Here is an 18,324-nt window from a genome sequence, read left to right as displayed (position 1 = left end):
ACGGGCGATCGCTCCTGCATACGCAGTCTGCCGGCGCGTCAATCCAGCGGCCGCACCCGATGCGAGCCGCGCGCCATCAGGCGTAGGGCGAGCGCATGCGGCAACAGCCGCAGTGCTGCGTTGACCAGCCGATAGCGCCAGCCCGGCACCGCCAGCACCTGGCCGCGCTCCAGTGCGGCGATTCCATATTCGGCCACTGCATCGGCCTGCAGCCAGGCCCAGGCGGGCAGGGTGGACATCGCCTCGCGGGTGCCGGTCACGTCGTGGAATTCGGACCAGGCAAAGCCCGGGCACAGCGCGCACACCTTGAGCGCGCAATCGGCGTTTTCCAGCGCCAGCGATTCGCTGAAGCGCAGCATGAAACTCTTGCTGGCCGCATAGAGGGTCTGCCCATCGGCGCTGGGCGTCAGTGCGGCGAACGAGGCCACGTTGAGAATGCGGCCCTGGCCGCTGGCACGGATCATTGGCAGCAGTCGCCAGGTCAGCTCGCACACCGCGCCTACCATCACCTGCAGGAAGCGCGCATGCGTGGCCCAGTCGTTGTGCAGATAGCGGCCCGGCACGCCGTAACCGGCGTTGTTGACCAGTGTGCCCACGGTCCAGCCGTTGCGCTGGATCTGCGTTGCCAGCGCTTCGGCCGCGGCAGGGTCGGCCAGATCGGCCGGCAGCACTTCCACCCGAACCGTGCTGCGCAATTCCTCGGCCAATGCCAGCAGCCGGTCTACCCGTCGTGCGGTCAGGATCAACGGCATGCCGCGCCTGGCGTATGCGCGCGCAATCTCGCGGCCGATGCCGCTGGAGGCGCCGGTGATCAGGGCGAAGACAGGCGAAACGGACATGGCAGGTTCCTGTAAGGGAAGCGGGAGGAAATCTGGCGGACAGAAGTGTGCCGGTTGCCGACAGGCCTTGGGCTATTCTGTCGCCTGTCTTCAACTCAGGAACCTGCGCCTGATGCGTCGAAAGATCGTTGCCGGAAATTGGAAGCTGCATGGCAGCCGCGCCTTCGCCACCGAACTGGTGGCCAAGCTGGCCGCGCACATGCCCCTGGAGGGTGTCGAAGTCGTTATCCTGCCGCCACTGCCTTACCTCGGCGACCTGATCGAGGATTTCGAGGCCCATCACCTGTCGTTCGGAGCCCAGGACGTCAGCAGTAACGAGAAGGGCGCCTACACCGGCGAGGTATCGGCCTCGATGCTGGTCGATGTCGGTGCTGGTTACGGGTTGGTCGGCCACTCCGAGCGCCGCCAATACCATCAGGAGAGTAGCGAACTGGTAGCGCGCAAGTTCGCCGCCGCCCTCCATGCCGGGCTGATTCCGGTGCTGTGCGTGGGCGAATCGCTGGAACAGCGTGAAGCCGGTCAGACTGAGGCAATCCTACGTGCCCAGCTCGACCCGGTCCTGGCGCTGGTGGGCAGTACCGGTTTTGCGGACGCGGTGCTGGCCTACGAACCGATCTGGGCCATTGGCACCGGCCGCACCGCCACCCCGGAGCAGGCCCAGGCGGTGCACGCTTTCCTGCGTGGCGAAGTCGCGAAGGCGGATGCTAGAATCGCCGATTCGTTGCCCATCCTGTACGGGGGCAGTGTCAAGCCCGACAACGCCGGCGAGCTGTTCGCACAGCCTGACGTCGATGGCGGGCTGGTCGGAGGCGCATCACTGGTCGCCGAAGATTTCCTGGCCATCGCACGCGCGGCGGCCGCGTGCTAACCCATTAAGTTTTGTCCGGGGACGGATTTCGAAATGCTGATGTTGATCCTCAATGTGGTCTACGTGCTGGTCGCCCTGGCGATGATTGCGCTGATCCTGATGCAGCGTGGCGCAGGCGCTGCGGCTGGTTCCGGCTTCGGCGCCGGGGCGTCGGGCACCGTGTTTGGTTCGCAGGGTGCGTCGAACTTCCTGTCCAAGTCGACCAAGTGGCTGGCGGTGGTGTTCTTCAGCATCAGCCTGTTCATGGCGTGGTACGCCACGCACGGCGCACGTCCCACGGATCAGAACCTGGGTGTGATGTCGCAGTCGGCAACCCCGGCTCCTGCCGCCGCCGGCGAGCTCACCCAGCCGTTGCCGCAGGCTCCGGCCGCAGGTGCCGTGCCGACTGCTCCGTCGCAGCCGGCTCCGGCCGCCGCTCCGCCAGTCGCGCCTGCACAGTCCGCACCGGCGCAGCCAGCGCCTGCAGCAAGCGAAGAAAACGCTTCAGAACCAGCACAAAAACGCTGAAGCCGGTTACAATACGCTGCGCACTGGGATGCCCAGCGGCGCAACGTATGCCCAGGTGGCGGAATTGGTAGACGCACTACCTTGAGGTGGTAGCGACTTAGGTCGTAGGGGTTCGAGTCCCCTCTTGGGCACCATTGTTTGGCTGCAGTTCCTGCGCATCGCTTGTCGCGCGCGGGGTCTGCCTATACCCCATGCCGGCACGCGGCGCGTGCGGGCAGAGGCAAGAGAGAATCGCTGTGCTGGCCGAATATTTGCCGAGTCTGCTGTTTCTGATCGTCGCCACCGGTATCGGCATCGTGCTGATGTTGGTCGGTCGATTCCTCGGTCCGCGTAGCCCGGACCCGCGCAAGCTCTCGCCTTACGAGTGCGGCTTCGAGGCCTTCGAAGACGCGCGCATGAAGTTCGATGTGCGCTACTACCTGATCGCGATCCAGTTCATCGTGTTCGATCTGGAAATCATCTTCATCGTGCCGTGGACGCAGGTGTTCATGGAGATCGGCGCACGTTCGCTGGTCACCATGGGGCTGTTCGTCGGTATGTTGTTCCTCGGCTTTATCTACGTGTGGAAGAAGGGAGCGCTGGAATGGGAGTGATTCAGACCCTGGATAGTCTGATGACCAACCCGATGCCGGAAGGCCGGGTGGAAGACATCCTGCGCCCGGAAGGCGAAAACCCGTTGCTCGAGAAGGGTTACGTGACCACCAGCGTCGATGCGCTGCTGAACTGGGCACGCACCGGCTCGATGTGGCCGATGACCTTCGGCCTGGCGTGCTGCGCCGTCGAGATGATGCATGCGGGCGCCTCGCGCCTGGATCTGGACCGCTACGGCGTGGTGTTCCGCCCGTCGCCGCGCCAGTCCGACGTGATGATCGTGGCCGGCACTCTGGTCAACAAGATGGCCCCGGCGCTGCGCAAGGTCTATGACCAGATGCCGGATCCGAAGTGGGTCATCTCGATGGGCAGCTGCGCCAACGGCGGCGGCTACTATCACTATTCGTATTCGGTGGTGCGCGGTTGCGACCGCATCGTGCCGGTGGACATTTACGTCCCGGGCTGCCCGCCGACCGCCGAGGCGCTGGTCTACGGCATCCTGCAGCTGCAGAAGAAGATCTGGCGTACCCAGACGATCGCGCGCTGACACCCGTCTTCTTCTACCGAGAGCAGCCAAGCCCCCATGGCAGAGCAAGCATCCTCCTTCACTGACCGACTTGCGGCACGTTTCGCCGGTGCGCAGATTGCCGTGGCATTGCCGCGCGGCGAAGTGACGCTGGAAGTCGCTGCCGCCGATTGGCACGCCACCTGTCTTGCACTGCGTGACGAGCTCGGTTTCGAGCAGCTCAGCGACCTGTGCGGCGTCGATTACCTCGGCTACGGCAGCGACGAGTGGGATACCGCCGACGTGTCGTCGCAGGGCTTCAGTCGCGGCGTCGAAGGCAAGGCGGTCGGCCGTTTCGCCTGGGGCGAATTCCCCAGCCAGGAAAGCTCCGCTGGCGCGCAGCCGCAGCAGCTGCCCAAGCAGCGCTTTGCGGTGGTCGCGCAGCTGATTTCCTACCAGCACAACCAGCGTCTGCGCGTGCGCTGCTACGCACCGGACGAGCAGGTGCCGGTGGTGGCGTCGGTGACCGATATCTGGCCGGGCGTGAACTGGTTCGAGCGCGAGGCGTTCGACCTGTTCGGCATCGTGTTTGACGGGCACCCGGACCTGCGCCGCATCCTGACCGACTACGGATTCGTCGGCCACCCGTTCCGCAAGGACTTCCCGCTGATCGGCAACGTCGAAGTGCGTTACGACGAGGAGCGCAAGCGCGTAGTGTACGAGCCGGTGACCTCGGTCGAGCCGCGCGTCGGCGTGCCGCGCGTCATTCGCGACGATGCCCGTTATGAGACTGCCGCTGGTGAAGTGGGCAAGTCGGAGACTGCCAAGTGAGTGAGTTCCGCCAGGCAACCGATGCCTTCGCGAGCAATCCTGTCGAAAGCAAGCAGGAAATCCGCAATTACACGATGAACTTCGGCCCGCAGCATCCTGCGGCGCACGGCGTGTTGCGTTTGATCCTGGAAATGGACGGCGAGACCGTGGTGCGTGCCGATCCGCATATCGGTCTGCTGCACCGTGGCACCGAGAAGCTGGCCGAGTCCAAGCCGTTCAACCAGTCGGTTCCGTACATGGACCGTCTGGATTACGTCTCGATGATGTGCAACGAGCACGCCTACGTGCGCGCGATCGAATCCCTGATGGGGATCCAAGCGCCCGAGCGTGCGCAGTACATCCGCACCATGTTCGACGAGATCACCCGCATCAAGAACCACTTGATGTGGGTCGGTTCCAATGCGCTCGATCTGGGGGCGATGGCGGTGATGCTGTATGCATTCCGCGAGCGCGAAGAACTGATGGACGTCTACGAGGCGGTCAGTGGCGCGCGCATGCACGCTGCCTACTACCGTCCCGGCGGCGTCTACCGCGATCTGCCCGATCGCATGCCGCAGTACAAGGAGTCGCGTTGGCACAAGGGCGGGGCGCTGAAGAAGCGCAATGCCGGTCGCGAAGGCACCATGCTGGACTTCCTGGAGGAGTTCACCAATACCTTCCCGGCACGCGTGGACGAATACGAAACCCTGCTGACCGATAACCGCATCTGGAAGCAGCGTACCGTCGACGTCGGCATCATCAGCCCGGATCTGGCACGCGCCTGGGGCATGACCGGTCCGATGCTGCGTGGTTCGGGTATCGAGTGGGATCTGCGCAAGAAGCAGCCCTACGCCAAGTACGACGCGGTGGATTTCGATATCCCGGTCGGCACCAATGGCGACTGCTATGACCGCTACCTGGTGCGCGTGGCCGAGATGCGCGAATCCAACCGCATCATCAAGCAGTGCGTGAAGTGGCTGAAGGCCAACCCTGGCCCGGTCATGGTCACGAATTTCAAGGTCGCCCCGCCCAGCCGCGAAGGCATGAAGGACGACATGGAAGCGCTGATCCATCACTTCAAGCTGTTCAGTGAAGGCTACTGCGTACCGGCCGGCGAAACCTATAGTGCGGTCGAAGCGCCCAAGGGCGAGTTCGGTTGCTACCTGATGTCAGACGGCGCCAACAAGCCGTTCCGCGTGCACCTGCGCGCGCCGGGCTTTGCGCATCTGTCGTCGATGGACGCAGTGGTGCGAGGCTATTTGCTGGCCGACGTCGTGGCGATGATCGGTACTTACGATTTGGTTTTCGGTGAGGTTGACCGATGAAGGCGACGGGTAATTTCGAAGCGGCGCGCGACGTCGATCCGCAGGTGGTGCTGAGCGACAAGACGCGCGCGCACATCGATCACTGGCTGACCAAGTTCCCGCCGGACCGCAAGCGTTCGGCGGTGCTGCAGGGTCTGCATGCTGCGCAGGAACAGAACCAGGGCTGGCTGACCGACGAATTGATCGTGGGCGTGGCCAAGTACCTGGAGCTGCCACCGGTATGGGCTTATGAGGTCGCCAGCTTCTATTCGATGTTCGAGACCGAACGCGTCGGCCGCCACAACGTGGCGTTCTGCACCAATATCAGCTGCTGGCTCAACGGCGCCGAAGATCTTCTGGCGCACGCCGAGAAGAAGCTGGGTTGCAAACTGGGGCAGTCGACGGCCGATGGCCGCGTCTACCTCAAGCGCGAAGAAGAGTGCCTGGCTGCCTGCTCCGCAGCGCCGATGATGGTCATCAACGGCCACTATCACGAGCACCTGACGAAAGAAAAGGTCGACGCGCTGCTGGACGGGCTGGAGTAAGACATGGCACATCATCACGCACCCTCAGGCCCGGTCGGTCCGGCGCCGCAGCCGCATCAGGTCGTCTACACGACCTTGCACTACGACACTCCGTGGTCGTATGAGAGCTATCTGAAAACCGGTGGCTACGCCGCGCTGCGCAAGATCCTCGAAGAGAAGATCCCGCCCGCCGATGTCATCGAGATGGTCAAGGCGTCCAACCTGCGCGGCCGCGGTGGCGCAGGCTTCCCGACCGGGTTGAAGTGGTCGTTCATGCCCAAGGGCAACATGCAGAAGTACATCCTGTGCAACTCGGACGAATCCGAGCCGGGCACCTGCAAGGACCGTGACATCCTGCGTTACAACCCGCATTCGGTGGTGGAGGGTATGGCGATCGCCTGCTACGCCACCGGCTCGACGGTGGGCTACAACTACCTGCGTGGCGAATTCCACCACGAGCCGTTCGAAAACTTCGAGCTGGCGCTGGCCGACGCGTACGCCAACGGTTGGTTGGGCAAGAACATTCTCGGCAGCGGCGTGGATATCGACATCTACGGTGCGCTGGGTGCTGGCGCCTACATCTGCGGCGAAGAAACCGCATTGATGGAATCGCTGGAAGGCAAGAAAGGCCAGCCGCGCTACAAGCCGCCGTTCCCGGCGAATTTCGGCCTGTACGGCAAGCCGACCACCATCAACAACACCGAGACCTACGCGTCGGTGCCGGCGATCATTCGCAACGGCCCGGAGTGGTTCCTCGGGCTGAGCAAGACCAAGAACGGCGGCCCGAAGATCTTCTCGGTGTCCGGTTGCGTGCAGAAGGGCGGCAATTTCGAGGTGCCGCTCGGCACCACCTTCGACGAACTGCTGGAAATGGCCGGCGGGCTGCGCCCGGGTCGCAAGCTCAAGGGTGTGGTGCCCGGCGGCGTGTCGATGCCGGTGCTGAAGGCCGACCAGGTCGCGGGCCTGCAGATGGACTACGACACCTTGCGCGCGCTCGGCACCGGTCTGGGTTCGGGTGCCATCGTGGTGCTGGACGACAGCGTCTGCTGCGTCCGCTTTGCCTGCCGCATCTCGCAGTTCTTCCACAAGGAATCCTGCGGCCAGTGCACCCCGTGCCGCGAGGGCACCGGCTGGATGCACCGCGTGCTGGAGCGCATCGTCGCCGGCAAGGCAACGATGGAAGACCTGCATCAGCTGCGCACCGTCGCCGGCCAGATCGAAGGCCACACCATCTGTGCGTTCGGCGAAGCGGCGGCATGGCCGATTCAGGGCTTCCTGCGCCAGTTCTGGGACGAGTTCGAGTACTACATCGTCAACGGTCGTTCGATCGTCGATACGCAAGTCGGAGTGGCTGCATGAGCGCCCAACCAGTGAACCCGAACGTGCCACCGGACCATGTCACCGTCGAGATCGACGGGCAGTCCCTGGTGGTGCCGAAGGGCTCGATGATCATCCAGGCGGCCGACAAGGCCGGCATCCCGATCCCGCGCTTCTGCTATCACGAGAAGCTGCCGATCGCGGCCAACTGCCGCATGTGCCTGGTCGATGTCGAAAAGTCGCCCAAGCCGTCGCCTGCCTGCGCCACGCCGGTGATGGACGGCATGAAGGTCACCACGCGTAGCGAGAAGGCGCTGAAGTACCAGCGCAGCGTGATGGAGTTCCTGCTGATCAACCACCCGCTGGACTGCCCGATCTGCGATCAGGGCGGCGAGTGCGAGCTGCAGGACGTCTCGCTCGGCTATGGCCGTTCGGTGAGCCGGTTCAACGAGCGCAAGCGCGTGGTGCCGGACGAGGACATCGGTCCGCTGGTCGCCACCGAGATGACTCGCTGCATCCAGTGCACCCGTTGCGTGCGTTTCACCGCAGACATTGCCGGCACCTATGAGCTGGGTGGCATGTATCGTGGTGAGAATCTGCAGATCGGTACCTACGACGGCAAGCCGCTGACCACCGAAATTTCCGGCAACGTCATCGACGTCTGCCCGGTGGGCGCGTTGACCAACAAGGTATTCCAGTTCCGCGCACGTCCGTGGGAACTGATGGCGCGCGAATCGCTGGGCTATCACGATGCAATGGGCTCGAACTTGTTCCTGCACGTGCGTCGTGGCGAAGTGCTGCGGACCGTGCCGCGCGAGAACGAAGCGGTCAACGAATGCTGGCTGTCCGACCGCGATCGTTATTCGCACCAGGGCCTGTATGCCGAAGACCGTGCGGTCAAGCCGCTGAAGAAGGTGAACGGGCAGTGGACTGAAGTGAGCTGGGCCGAAGGCCTGGCCGCCGCCACGCAAATCCTGCGCGAAAACGCCGGCGATTCGCTTGGCGTCCTCGTGCATCCGTCCACGTCCAACGAAGAAGGCGCATTGCTCGCACGTCTGGCCGAGGGTCTGGGCAGCGGCAATCTGGACCATCGTCTGCTCAACCGTGATTTCTCCGACGCTGCGGTGGCCGAAGCCTTCGCCACGCCGCTGGCCGAGATCGAGCAGGCCGATGTGGTGGTGTTGTTCGGCACCAATGTGCGACACGAACTGCCGTTGCTGCACGCACGTCTGCGCAAGGCGCAAATCCAGAACCGTACGCAGATTCATTCGGTCAACCCGGTCGACTTCGATTTCGCCTTCGTCCAGGCAAGCCGCACCGTGGTGGCGCCCTCGCAGTTGGCGGATGCACTGAGCGATGCGGGGCTGCGCGATACGGTCAAGGCTGCAAGCCGCGCCGTGATCGTGGTCGGCGCGCTGGCCGAAAATCATCCGCAGGCTGCCGCGTTGCGCGCGGCCGCACGCGATTTTGCTGCCGCAACCGGCGCGTCGCTGTGCCGCATCCCGCAGGGCGCCAATGCCGTCGGTCTGGTCTCGCAGGGCGTGCTGCCCACCGCGCGCGGTGTCGCCGGCATGCTGGCCCAGCCGCGTCAGGCCTACGTGCTGTATGGCATCGAGCCGGGCCTGGATTTTGCCGACGCCGCCGCTGCACGCAGCGCGCTGGCAGGTGCCAAGGTGGTTGCCTTCAGTCAGTTTGCCTGTGCGTCGACGCGCGATGTGGCCGATGTAATTCTGCCGATCGGTGCGTTGCCGGAAATCGATGCATCGCTGACCAATCTCGATGGTCGTGTGCAGACTGCACGCGCTGCCGGCCGCTTGCCGGTGGAAGCGCGCGAGGGATGGCGCGTGCTGCGTGCACTTGGCGGTGAACTGGGTCTGGCCGGTTTCGAATTCATCGACCTGGTCGGTCTGCGCGCCGGCATGCAGAACCGCAGCGTGACGCCGACGACGTCGGCGCAGCCAGCGGCCGCCAGCGACGGGCTGGAAGTCGCTGCAACTGCGGCGATCTACCGCACCGATGCGGTGGTGCGTCGGGCTGCCGCGCTGCAGTCGCATCCGCTCAATATTGCGCCGTGCGTGGCGATGCATCCGGAGCAGGCGACGCAGTTGCAGGTCCAGGCTGGTCAGATGGTCAAGGTCGGTACCGATGCCGGTAAGGCAACGTTGCCGGTGGTGCTGGACAAGCGCGTCGCACCGGGCACGGTGTGGATCGAATCCGGCCATGGTGCAACCGCGCCGCTCGGTGCCGGTCGTGTAACGGTGGTGGCTGCATGAACGAATTGCTGTTGAACCTGGTCGACCCGTTGCACCAGTGGTTCCTGGGGCTGGGCGATGGCGGCGTAGTGCTCTGGTCGGTATTGAAGATCCTGCTGATCGCCGTGCCGGTGATCGTGACGGTGGCCTTCTACGTGGTCTGGGAGCGCAAGCTGATCGGCTGGATGCACGTGCGCCACGGGCCCATGTACGTGGGTATGGGCATCTTCCAGGCCTTCGCCGACGTGTTCAAACTCCTGTTCAAGGAGATCGTGCAACCGGCCAGCTCGCACAAGGCGATGTTCGTCATCGCACCGCTGCTGACACTGGCGCCGGCCTTCGCCGCGTGGTCGGTGGTGCCGTTCGATGCGAAGCTGGTGTTGTCCAATGCCAACGTCGGCCTGCTGTATCTGCTGGCGATGACCTCGCTGGGCGTGTACGGCATCATCCTGGCCGGCTGGGCGTCGAACTCGAAGTACGCCTTCCTGGGCGCGATGCGTTCGGCCGCGCAGGTGGTCAGCTACGAAATTGCGATGGGCTTTGCGCTGGTCGGTGTGATGATTGCCTCCGGCAGCGTCAACCTGAGCCAGATCGTGTTCGCTCAGGCCGGCAATTCCGGCTTCTTCGACTGGTTCCTGATTCCGCTGTTCCCGTTGTTCATCGTGTACTGGGTTTCTGGCGTCGCCGAAACCAACCGCGCGCCGTTCGACGTGGTGGAAGGCGAATCGGAAATCGTCGCCGGTCACATGGTGGAATATTCGGGCGGTGCGTTCGCACTGTTCTTCCTGGCCGAATACGCCAACATGATCCTGGTCAGCTTCCTGATCTCGATCTTCTTCCTCGGCGGTTGGTTGAGCCCGATCCAGGGCTGGGTCAATGCGGACATTTCGCCGTGGATCGACTGGTTGTGGAAGGGCGGCTGGCCGTGGCTGCTGATGAAGGTGTTCTTCTTCGCCAGCGCCTATATCTGGTTCCGCGCCAGCTTCCCGCGTTACCGCTACGACCAGATCATGCGTCTGGGCTGGAAGGTCTTCATTCCGCTCACGATCGTGTGGATCGCAGTGACGGCGTTGATGGTGTTTTACGGCGTGATCCAGAAGGGCGTGTAATCGATGAACAAGATCACCCATTACTTCAAGAGCCTGCTGCTGCTCGAATTGCTCGGCGGTTTGTGGCTGACGTTGAAATACACGTTCAAGCCCAAGTACACCGTGCTGTACCCGATGGAGAAATTCCCGCAGTCGCCGCGCTTTCGTGGCCTGCACGCGCTGCGCCGCTATCCCAACGGCGAAGAGCGTTGCATCGCTTGCAAGCTGTGCGAAGCGGTGTGTCCGGCGCTGGCGATCACCATCGACTCGGCCAAGCACGAAGACGGCACCCGCCGCACCACGCGCTACGACATCGACCTGTTCAAGTGCATCTTCTGCGGCTTCTGCGAGGAAAGCTGCCCGGTGGACTCGATCGTCGAAACGCACATCCTCGAGTACCACTTCGAGAAGCGTGGCGAAAATATTGTCAACAAGCCGCAGCTGCTGGCGATCGGAGACCGGTTAGAAACCGAGATCGCCGAGCGTCGCGCTGCCGATGCCGCCTTCCGTTGAGGTCATGATGGACTGGGTCTCTATTGCTTTCTACGCCTTCTCCGCCGTCGCGGTCGTGTCCGCCGGTGCGGTGATCAGCGTGCGCAACCCGGTGTACGCCGTGTTGTGCCTGATCCTCACGTTCTTCTCGATGGCATGCATCTGGTTGTTGATCGGGGCCGAATTCCTCGGCGTGACCCTCGTGCTGGTCTACGTCGGCGCGGTGATGGTGCTGTTTCTGTTCGTGGTGATGATGCTGGACATCGATACCAGCCGCTTGCGCGAGGGTTGGGTCAAGTACATGCCGCTCGGCGTCATCGTGGCGGTTGCCATGCTCGCGCAGATGGTCACGCTGATCGGTGTCAAGGCGCGTAGCGCCACGCCGTTCCCTGCAGACAACGCAGCTGCGCAAGCTGCAGACAGTTCCAACCTGACCTGGTTGGCCAAGAGCCTGTACACCGAATTTCTGCTGCCGTTCGAATTTGCGGCGGTGATCCTGACGGTGGCGGTGGTGGCTGCAGTGATGCTGACCCTGCGCAAGCGCACTGGCATCAAGTTGCAGAATGCCGGCGAGCAGTCGCGGGTGAAGGCGGGCGACCGTCTGCGCATGGTCAAAATGGCGGTTGAAAAGCCGGTACAGGTTGCGCCGCAGATCGACGCGGCCGACGGACAGGAGGCGAAGTCTTGATTACCTTGGGCCACCTGCTTGGACTGGGCGCGGTGCTGTTCTGCATCTCGCTGGCCGGCATCTTCCTCAACCGCAAGAACGTCATCGTGCTGCTGATGTCGATCGAGTTGATGCTGCTGTCGGTCAACGTCAACTTTATTGCGTTCTCGCGCGAGCTTGGCGATACCGCCGGTCAGTTGTTCGTGTTCTTCATTCTGACGGTTGCCGCTGCGGAGGCTGCGATCGGCCTTGCGATCCTGGTGACTCTGTTCCGCACGCGCCGCACGATCAATGTGGCCGAAGTCGATACGTTGAAGGGCTGACCTGTAGATGGAAATCACTCTCTCCAAGAGTCTGTTGATCGCAGTGGTGCTTGCACCGCTGGTCGGCAGCATCATCGCCGGCCTGTTCGGGCGCCAGGTCGGGCGCAAGGGCGCGCAGTACGTCACCATCCTCGGTGTTGCGGTGAGCTGCGTGCTGTCGTGCGTGACGCTGTATCAGCTGGTCGAGCAGGGCGCCAGCCCGTTCAACCAGAACCTCTACATGTTCTTTGATGTCGGCAATTACTCTGCGCATGTCGGCTTCATGGTCGACCGCCTGACTGCAATGATGATGGTGGTGGTGACCTTCGTGTCGCTGCTGGTGCACATCTACACCATCGGCTACATGGAAGAAGATCCGGGCTACCAGCGCTTCTTCAGCTACATCTCGTTGTTCACCTTCTCCATGCTCACGCTGGTGATGAGCAACAACTTCCTGCAGCTGTTCTTCGGCTGGGAAGCGGTGGGTCTGGTGTCGTACCTGTTGATCGGTTTCTGGTTCAAGCGTCCGACGGCCGTGTTCGCCAACATGAAGGCGTTCCTGGTCAATCGCGTCGGCGACTTCGGCTTCATCCTCGGTATCGCCGGTGTGCTGTTGTGGTTCGGCTCGCTGGATTACTCCACCGTGTTCGCCAATGCGACCACCATGGCCGGTGCCAAGGTGCAGCTGTTCGCGGGCTACGAATGGAGCGTGATGACGCTGATCTGCATCTGCCTTTTCATCGGTGCGATGGGCAAGTCGGCCCAGGTGCCGTTGCATGTGTGGCTGCCGGACTCGATGGAAGGCCCCACGCCGATCTCGGCGCTGATCCACGCAGCAACGATGGTGACCGCCGGCATCTTCATGGTGGCGCGCATGTCGCCGCTGTTCGAACTGTCGGAAACGGCGTTGAACTTCATCCTGTTCATCGGTGCGACCACGGCGTTTTTCACCGGCCTGATCGGTATCGTGCAGAACGACATCAAGCGCGTGGTCGCTTACTCCACGCTGTCGCAGCTGGGTTACATGACGGTGGCATTGGGCGTGTCGGCGTATTCGGCAGCCGTGTTCCACCTGATGACCCACGCCTTTTTCAAGGCACTGCTGTTCCTGGCTGCCGGCTCTGTGATCATCGGCATGCACCACGAGCAGGACATGCGCAAGATGGGTGGCCTGCGCAAGTACATGAAGGTGACCTACTGGACCAGCGTGATCGGTACGCTGGCACTGGTCGGTACGCCGTTCTTCTCTGGCTTCTACTCGAAGGACACCATCATCGAAGCGGCCGCGCATCATGCGCATGAGTCGCATAACTGGGTCGCAACCTATGGCTACTGGGCCGTGCTTGGCGGCGTACTGGTGACCAGTTTCTACAGCTTCCGTCTGCTGTTCCTGACCTTCCACGGCAAGGAGCGGTTCCGCGACGCCCATGCGCACGACGCGCATTCGCATCACGACAGCGCGCATACCGATGCCGAAGCGCAGGTTCACTCGCACGATGCGCATGCCCACGACGATCACAGACATGGTCACCATGGCGCCCACGAGCCGCATGAGTCCAAGTGGGTGGTAACGCTGCCGCTGGTCTTGTTAGCAATCCCCTCGATCGCGATCGGCTTCTTCACGATCGGTCCGATGTTGTTCGGGACCGACTGGCAGGGCCACCATGCAGCGCACGCCATGAAGGGCCAGGCAGTTTCGTTCTTCACTGGTATCGTCGATTTCTACGATCCGGCACGCGATACCGTTGGTGCGTTGGCCGAAGAGTTCCATGGTCCGGTCGCATTCGCACTGCATGGCATGCTGGCCGCTCCGTTCTTCCTGACGGTAGCCGGGCTGTTGCTGGCAGCGCTGTTCTACCTGTGGAAGCCGGAACTGGCCACCAAGTCGCGCAAGACATTCGCGCCGATCGTGTGGTTGCTGGAAAACAAGTACGGCTTCGACAAGCTCTGGATCAATGGCTTCGCCGGTGGTGGCGTTGTGCTTGGCAAGGCGTCACGTGCAGTCGATACCCATGTGGTCGACGGCGCTGTCGTCAACGGTTCTGCCCGACTGATCGACCTGGCTGCAAATCTGCTGCGTCGCACGCAATCCGGTTTCCTCTATCACTACGCCTTCGCAATGATCATCGGTTTGATCGCCTTGTTGGCGGTACTGATGCATTTCTGGCGTTGACCTGTACGGAATAAGAAAACGTGTCGAACTGGCCTTTACTGTCTATCTTGATCTGGCTGCCGATTATCGGTGGCGCCCTGATCCTTGCGTTGCGCAACGCCGAGACTGCCCGCTGGGCGTCTTTGGCGGTAGCGGTGGCGACCTTTGCGCTGAGTCTGCCGCTGCTGGGCTACGACACGGCCAATGGCGCCATGCAGTTCATCGAACTGCATGCCTGGATCCCGGCTTATAACATCGGCTATAACCTGGGCGTGGATGGCATCGCGGTCGCGTTGATCGTGCTGACCACGCTGGTGACGGTGCTGGCCTTGATCGGTGCCTGGCGCTCGATCGACAAGCGCGTCAATCAGTACGTCGCTGCCTTCCTGATCCTGGAAGGTGTCACCGTTGGCATCTTCGCCGCCACCGACGCGATGTTGTTCTACGTGTTCTTCGAAGCCATGCTGATCCCGATGTTCCTGATCATCGGTGTCTGGGGCGGCCCGCGGCGCATCTACGCGGCGATGAAGTTCTTCCTGTATACCTTCCTTGGCTCGGTGCTGATGCTGGTGGGCCTGGTGTATCTGTATTTGAAGGGCGGCAGCTTCCAGCTCGCCGATCTCTACGCGCTGCAGCTGACCGCCAAGGAACAGACCTGGATCTTCTTTGCGTTTCTGATCGCCTTTGCGGTCAAGGTGCCGATGTTCCCGGTGCACACCTGGTTGCCGGACGCGCACGTCGAGGCGCCGACGGCCGGTTCGGTGATCCTGGCGGCGATTGCGTTGAAGATCGGCGGCTACGGCTTCCTGCGCTTCAACCTGCCGATCGTGCCGGATGCGAGTCATGAGTTCGCCTGGCTGGTCATCACGCTGTCGCTGATTGCGGTGATCTATGTCGGCCTGGTGGCGTTGGTACAGGACGACATGAAGAAGCTGGTGGCGTATTCGTCCATCGCGCACATGGGTTTCGTCACGCTCGGTACCTTTATCGCCTTCACTTTGGTGCGCGAGTATGGCAGCACCGATGCTGCCCGTCTGGGCCTGCAGGGCGCGATGGTGCAGATGATTTCGCACGGTTTCGTATCCGGTGCGATGTTCTCATGCATCGGCGTGCTCTACGACCGCATGCATACCCGTCGCATCGCCGACTACGGCGGCGTGGTCAACGTGATGCCGTGGTTCGCCACGTTCTCCATGTTGTTCTTCATGGCCAATGCCGGCTTGCCTGGAACGAGTGGTTTTGTCGGCGAGTTCATGGTCATCCTGGCCAGCTTCCAGAAGCATCCGCTGGTTGCCTTCGCTGCAGCCACCACGCTGGTGATCACCGCGGCGTACACACTGTGGCTCTACAAGCGCGTGTTCTTCGGCGAAGTGGCCAATGCACACGTGGCCGAGCTGAAGGACATCAATGGCCGCGAAGCGTTCGTGCTGGGGGTGTTCGCCGCCGGCGTGCTCGCCCTGGGCCTGTATCCGAAGCCGCTGACCGATCTGATGGAACCCTCGATCGCCAAGCTGGCAACCCAGATTGCCGCGACCAAGCTCTGACCGCTTGCCGTACGTTTTGATTTCCAGGATTTAATGATGACCACGCCAACGCTCGCGCCGTTGACCACCGCTGACCTGGCTCCGCTCGTACCGGAGCTGGTGCTGATCGGCGGCGCCTTCGCACTGCTGATGCTCGACCTGTTCGTGAGCCAGCGGAACAAGGTCTGGACCCACCTGTTCTCCGTTGCCGTGCTTGCCGTGGTGCTCGTGTTGCTTGCGACCGGCACGGGCGGGCAGGGCGATATCTTCAACGGCATGTTCGTCCGCGATACCGCGGCCGATGTCATGAAGACCGTGATCGTGCTGGTCAGCGGGCTGAGCCTGGTCTACGGCTGGACCTACCTGCGCGAGCGCAATCTCTACCAGGGCGAAATCCCGGTATTGGTACTGTTCGCCACCGCCGGCATGATGTTGCTGGCATCGGCCGGTAGCCTGCTGATGGTGTATCTGGGTCTGGAGCTGCTGGCGCTGTGCTCCTACGCACTGGTCGCCTCCAACCGCGACAATGGCCTGGCCACCGAAGCGGCGATGAAGTATTTCGTCCTGGGCTCCCTCGCGTCGGGTCTGCTGCTGTACGGCATGTCGCTGGTCTACGGCGCCACCGGTACGCTCAGCCTGGCCGGCATCCATGATGCGATCGAAGGCTCCAACGAGCGCACGTTGCTGCTGACCGGCACCATCTTCATGATCGCCGGCGTCGCCTTCAAGCTCGGTGCTGCGCCCTTCCACATGTGGCTGCCCGACGTGTATCAGGGTGCGCCTGCACCGATCGCGTTGTTCATCAGCTCGGCGCCCAAGCTTGCAGCGTTCGGTATGGCCTATCGCCTGCTGGAAGTCGGCATGGGTCCGTTGTCGCCGCAGTGGCATCTGCTGATCGGCGGCTTGTCGGCGGTGTCGCTGGTGGTCGGTAACCTGATGGCCATTGCGCAGAGCAACCTCAAGCGCATGCTCGCGTACTCGACGGTCTCGCATATCGGCTTCCTGCTGATGGGCGTGGCTGGCGGCGGGGAAGAAGGCTACGCGGCCGCGATGTTCTACGCGGTCAGCTACACGATCATGTCCACTGCGTCCTTCGGCGCCATCATCGCGCTGTCGCGCAATGGGTTCGAAGCGGAAAACATCGACGACTTCAAGGGACTTAACGCGCGCAATCCGTGGATGGCTGGCCTGGTGCTGTGCATCATGGCATCGCTTGCAGGTATCCCGCCGTTCCTCGGTTTCTGGACCAAGCTGGCGGTGCTGGGCGCGGCAGTGAAGGGCGACATGCTGTGGCTGGCGTTGGTCGGCGTGATCTGCGCAGTGATCGGCGCGTACTACTACCTGCGCGTCATCAAGGTCATGTACTTCGACGAGCCGGTAGGCGAGCCGTTGCCGGCCAATAACGATCGTGTGCTGGGTACCGTGCTCGGCGTCAATGCGCTGGCCCTGCTTGCACTTGGCCTGGCCTGGAGTCCGATCATGGTGTGGTGCCAGCGCGCGTTCGCCGGCCTCGCGTAAGGCCTCTACGCAACGCTGGGTCTCGCAGTGCCGCATCGTGTGGTTGGCATCGCACTGAAATAAACCGTGTTTACTGTTTCGTTTTTGTTGCATTGCGGGTATTATTCGTCGCGACGTTGAACAGCCGCCACGCTGTCCAACAGATGAAAAAACTAGGGCTTGCAATTGCCGCTCAAGTTCTTCATAATTCCGCTTCTGCTGCGGGGTGGAGCAGTCTGGCAGCTCGTCGGGCTCATAACCCGAAGGTCGCAGGTTCAAATCCTGCCCCCGCTACCAAGTTTCGAATTGTTGCTTCATCGCAGTGATTCAGCTTCTTGGATCGTAAGGACGCATGTTCCCGTCTTTACGCCGACCCTGAGAGGTCGGGCTTTTTTCACGCAAGGGGCCCATCGGGCCCCTTGTTTTTTCCGGAACCGGAAAGTTTGCTGCCGGTTGCCGGGGTTCTACTGGCAATCATCTGATCAGGGCAGTCTGTGAGCGAAAAAGCGACCGAAATCGCGAATCTGCTGAGTCCAACGGTTGAGTCCCTGGGCTTGGAACTGCTGGGCGTGGAATATCTTCCCGCTCCAGGCGGCGCCACTTTGCGCCTATATATCGATGTGCCGCTGGCCGAACAGCCCGAGCGTGTCATCAATGTCGACGACTGCGAGCGCGTGAGCCGTGAAGTCTCCGCTCAGCTCGACGTCGAAGACCCGATCAGCGGCAACTACACGCTTGAAGTGTCATCTCCGGGTGTGGATCGTCCGCTGTTCACGCTTGAACAGTTCGCGCGCCACACCGGTGAGTCGGCAAAGATCGTCTTGAAGCTGGCGCAGGATGGTCGGCGCCGCTTCCAGGGCGAGATCCTGCGCATCGATGCCGAGGCAGCTGCGGTGGTGTTCGCCGTCGATGGCAAGGACGTGCAGATCGTCTACGACAATATCGACAAAGCGCGCATCGTGCCGGATTGGGTTGCGCTGGGTCTGGCACCGCAGAAACCGAACAAGCCCGGCCCGAAAAAACCCGGGCACGAAAAGAAGAAACCATCCAACGAGTCGGCGGCTGGCAAGCCGCGCGCGGAGTGAC

The 18,324-nt window shown here is 62.4% G+C and carries 18 protein-coding genes and 2 tRNA genes; 19 read left to right on the top strand and 1 reads right to left on the bottom strand.

Annotation, left to right across the window (positions count from 1 at the left end):
- Positions 1-38: 38 nt before the first annotated feature.
- Positions 39-839, bottom strand: coding sequence for an SDR family NAD(P)-dependent oxidoreductase (locus tag F7R02_RS11155; RefSeq protein ID WP_078590178.1), 801 nt, complete (start codon positions 837-839; stop codon positions 39-41).
- A 112-nt stretch (positions 840-951) separates the two neighbouring features.
- Here F7R02_RS11155 and tpiA point away from each other — a divergent pair, with 112 nt between their 5' ends.
- From tpiA to rimP, 19 genes are all read left to right on the top strand, one after another.
- Positions 952-1,707 (top strand): triose-phosphate isomerase, encoded by a 756-nt coding sequence (gene tpiA, locus F7R02_RS11150; protein WP_078590177.1) that lies wholly within the window; start codon positions 952-954, stop codon positions 1,705-1,707.
- A 33-nt stretch (positions 1,708-1,740) separates the two neighbouring features.
- Positions 1,741-2,214 (top strand): preprotein translocase subunit SecG, encoded by a 474-nt coding sequence (secG, locus tag F7R02_RS11145; protein WP_005914281.1) that lies wholly within the window; start codon positions 1,741-1,743, stop codon positions 2,212-2,214.
- 49 nt (positions 2,215-2,263) lie between these two features.
- A tRNA-Leu gene (locus F7R02_RS11140) sits at positions 2,264-2,348 on the top strand.
- 102 nt (positions 2,349-2,450) lie between these two features.
- Complete coding sequence (locus F7R02_RS11135) at positions 2,451-2,807, top strand: NADH-quinone oxidoreductase subunit A (RefSeq protein WP_003485539.1); 357 nt, start codon at positions 2,451-2,453, stop codon at positions 2,805-2,807.
- Complete coding sequence (locus tag F7R02_RS11130) at positions 2,798-3,352, top strand: NuoB/complex I 20 kDa subunit family protein (protein WP_005914280.1); 555 nt, start codon at positions 2,798-2,800, stop codon at positions 3,350-3,352. The genes F7R02_RS11135 and F7R02_RS11130 overlap by 10 nt, the downstream gene beginning before the upstream one ends.
- A gap of 36 nt (positions 3,353-3,388) precedes the next feature.
- Positions 3,389-4,141 carry an NADH-quinone oxidoreductase subunit C gene (locus F7R02_RS11125; protein WP_003485543.1) on the top strand — a complete coding sequence of 251 codons (753 nt, stop codon included), beginning with the start codon at positions 3,389-3,391 and terminating at the stop codon, positions 4,139-4,141.
- Positions 4,138-5,445 carry an NADH-quinone oxidoreductase subunit D gene (locus F7R02_RS11120; RefSeq protein WP_003485545.1) on the top strand — a complete coding sequence of 436 codons (1,308 nt, stop codon included), beginning with the start codon at positions 4,138-4,140 and terminating at the stop codon, positions 5,443-5,445. The genes F7R02_RS11125 and F7R02_RS11120 overlap by 4 nt, the downstream gene beginning before the upstream one ends.
- Positions 5,442-5,969, top strand: coding sequence for an NADH-quinone oxidoreductase subunit NuoE (gene nuoE, locus F7R02_RS11115; protein WP_003485548.1), 528 nt, complete (start codon positions 5,442-5,444; stop codon positions 5,967-5,969). Before F7R02_RS11120 ends, nuoE begins: the two co-directional genes overlap by 4 nt.
- A gap of 3 nt (positions 5,970-5,972) precedes the next feature.
- Positions 5,973-7,307, top strand: coding sequence for an NADH-quinone oxidoreductase subunit NuoF (gene nuoF / locus F7R02_RS11110; protein ID WP_078590176.1), 1,335 nt, complete (start codon positions 5,973-5,975; stop codon positions 7,305-7,307).
- Positions 7,304-9,538, top strand: a complete 2,235-nt coding sequence (nuoG, locus tag F7R02_RS11105; protein ID WP_078517896.1) for an NADH-quinone oxidoreductase subunit NuoG — start codon at positions 7,304-7,306, stop codon at positions 9,536-9,538. The genes nuoF and nuoG overlap by 4 nt, the downstream gene beginning before the upstream one ends.
- On the top strand, positions 9,535-10,626 hold the full coding sequence (gene nuoH / locus F7R02_RS11100) for an NADH-quinone oxidoreductase subunit NuoH (RefSeq protein ID WP_003485555.1): 1,092 nt from the start codon (positions 9,535-9,537) through the stop codon (positions 10,624-10,626). Before nuoG ends, nuoH begins: the two co-directional genes overlap by 4 nt.
- A 3-nt stretch (positions 10,627-10,629) precedes the next feature.
- Positions 10,630-11,118 (top strand): NADH-quinone oxidoreductase subunit NuoI, encoded by a 489-nt coding sequence (nuoI, locus tag F7R02_RS11095; RefSeq protein WP_078590175.1) that lies wholly within the window; start codon positions 10,630-10,632, stop codon positions 11,116-11,118.
- 4 nt (positions 11,119-11,122) lie between these two features.
- A complete protein-coding gene (locus tag F7R02_RS11090) occupies positions 11,123-11,785 on the top strand; it encodes an NADH-quinone oxidoreductase subunit J (RefSeq protein ID WP_172397252.1) in 663 nt (220 codons plus the stop codon).
- Positions 11,782-12,087: an NADH-quinone oxidoreductase subunit NuoK gene (nuoK, locus tag F7R02_RS11085; RefSeq protein ID WP_005914274.1), complete on the top strand. Its 306-nt coding sequence runs from the start codon at positions 11,782-11,784 to the stop codon at positions 12,085-12,087. The genes F7R02_RS11090 and nuoK overlap by 4 nt, the downstream gene beginning before the upstream one ends.
- A gap of 7 nt (positions 12,088-12,094) precedes the next feature.
- On the top strand, positions 12,095-14,239 hold the full coding sequence (gene nuoL / locus F7R02_RS11080; RefSeq protein ID WP_078590174.1) for an NADH-quinone oxidoreductase subunit L: 2,145 nt from the start codon (positions 12,095-12,097) through the stop codon (positions 14,237-14,239).
- A gap of 20 nt (positions 14,240-14,259) precedes the next feature.
- Positions 14,260-15,762: an NADH-quinone oxidoreductase subunit M gene (locus tag F7R02_RS11075; protein ID WP_078590173.1), complete on the top strand. Its 1,503-nt coding sequence runs from the start codon at positions 14,260-14,262 to the stop codon at positions 15,760-15,762.
- Between the two features lie 36 nt (positions 15,763-15,798).
- Entirely contained in the window at positions 15,799-17,259 is a 1,461-nt protein-coding gene (nuoN, locus tag F7R02_RS11070) for an NADH-quinone oxidoreductase subunit NuoN (RefSeq protein WP_003485567.1), read from the top strand.
- A gap of 199 nt (positions 17,260-17,458) precedes the next feature.
- Positions 17,459-17,535 (top strand) — tRNA-Met (locus F7R02_RS11065).
- 197 nt (positions 17,536-17,732) lie between these two features.
- Positions 17,733-18,323, top strand: coding sequence for a ribosome maturation factor RimP (gene rimP, locus F7R02_RS11060; protein ID WP_033484490.1), 591 nt, complete (start codon positions 17,733-17,735; stop codon positions 18,321-18,323).
- The last annotated feature ends 1 nt before the right edge of the window (position 18,324 follow it).

The sequence above is a fragment of the Xanthomonas cissicola genome (assembly GCF_008801575.1).
GTDB lineage: Bacteria > Pseudomonadota > Gammaproteobacteria > Xanthomonadales > Xanthomonadaceae > Xanthomonas > Xanthomonas cissicola.
Note: the sequence above shows the minus strand (reverse complement) of the source record. Positions and strands in the feature narration are given on the sequence as shown.